The 1562-nt window shown below is 41.9% G+C and carries 1 protein-coding gene; it reads left to right on the top strand.

Translation table 11 applies throughout. The features are described from left to right. Nucleotides 1-109 precede the first annotated feature (109 nt). The gene (gene tnpC, locus MKMG_RS11385) at nt 110-1558 is read left to right on the top strand and encodes an IS66 family transposase (protein WP_165078061.1); all 1449 of its coding nucleotides are present in this window, start codon (nt 110-112) and stop codon (nt 1556-1558) included. Nucleotides 1559-1562: the final 4 nt, after the last annotated feature.

Here is a 1562-nt window from a genome sequence, read left to right as displayed (position 1 = left end):
GTAACTATTCAGCCCCCCAACCAATTTTAGCGAGAATTAACCGTTAGATCAAAATATTATGGGTACATATTAACATTCAATGAATGTGCCTCCCAGTCGGGACCAGATATTGCATTTAGTTCTGACCGATCCAGAAGCCACAACCGATCTCATTTTAGACCTGTATCTGACTGTTCAGAAACAAGCTGAGATCATTGAGAAACAGGCTGAGAAAATCACAGAGCTTGAAGCACGGATTGAAAATCTGGAGGCACAACTGAAACAAAATAGCCGTAACAGCAGCCGCCCACCTTCAAGCGATCTGTACAAACCAAAACCCAAGAGCCTGAGGAAAAAGAGTGGCAAAAAGCCCGGTGGCCAAAAAAACCATACGGGTAAAACCCTTAAATTGGTCGAAGATCCGGATGAGATTGTATCTCATCCGGTTTCGACATGTAAATGTGGGTATTCCCTCCAGACAGTAGAACCCTCTAATATTGTGAGACGTCAGGAATTTGATATTCCCCCCGTTGAAATCAAAGTGACCGAACACCAGGCTGAAGTAAAAATATGTCCGGTATGTGGAAGGAAGAATACGGGTGAATTTCCCCCACATTTGAATAATACAACTCAATATGGGCCAAATTTCAAGGCAGATGTGCTGTATCTGAAGGATGACATTATTACATCTTTCAAAAAGACAGCAAAATTCTTTAAGGACAGATACCACCAGCAGGTAAGTCAGGGAACAATTCAGAATATCTGCCGTGAGGCGTATAAATCTCTTGAGTCCTTTGAATCAGAGATTAAAGGAATCCTACTTCATTCTCCTGTTTTACACGCTGATGAAACCGGATTAACCGTTCTTGGACTAAGATGGTGGCTGCATACGATAGGTAACGAGAAACTTACGCTATATGCTGTTCATCCAAACAGAGGTTCAAAAGCTGTTAATTCCATGGGAGTTATTCCAAACTATAACGGAATTCTAGTACACGACTTCTGGGCAACATACTTCATGTATGATTGTAAGCATTCTCTCTGTAATGCTCACATAATGAGGGAATTAGTAGGGATTGTCGACGGCTATAACCAGAACTGGGCAGGAAAGATGAAAACGCTCTTTGAAGACGTTTATGATTACATCTTTGTTCAAAACAAGCGAAATCCTGATAAATTGAGTGAATTTGAAAGGGCATATCAAAATATTCTGGATGAAGGATTTGGGGAAAATCCACCACCTCTGGATCATCTGACCTGCAAGAAAAGAGGGCGAAAAAAGAGGTCAAAACCATCCAATCTTCTGAGAAGATTGGATGGATATCGTGAAGATATTCTGAGGTTTATGTACAACGCATTCGTCCCCTTTACGAACAATCTGGCAGAACGGGACGTCAGAATGATGAAAGTGCAGCAGAAGATCTCAGGGACGTTCAGATCGGTTGAGGGAGCAGAGATATTCTGCAGAATTCGAGGGTATATTTCGACAGTCAGAAAAAATGGGAAGTCAGTGTATGAGGCATTGAAAAGGTTGGCCGAAGGGAAACCATTCACTGTTCAGGATCTCATGGCTGAATAGTTAC

The organism is Methanogenium sp. MK-MG (assembly GCF_009914725.1).
Classification (GTDB): domain Archaea; phylum Halobacteriota; class Methanomicrobia; order Methanomicrobiales; family Methanomicrobiaceae; genus Methanogenium.
The sequence above is the reverse complement of the archived record's forward strand: the minus strand, read 5'-3'. Positions and strand labels throughout refer to the sequence as shown.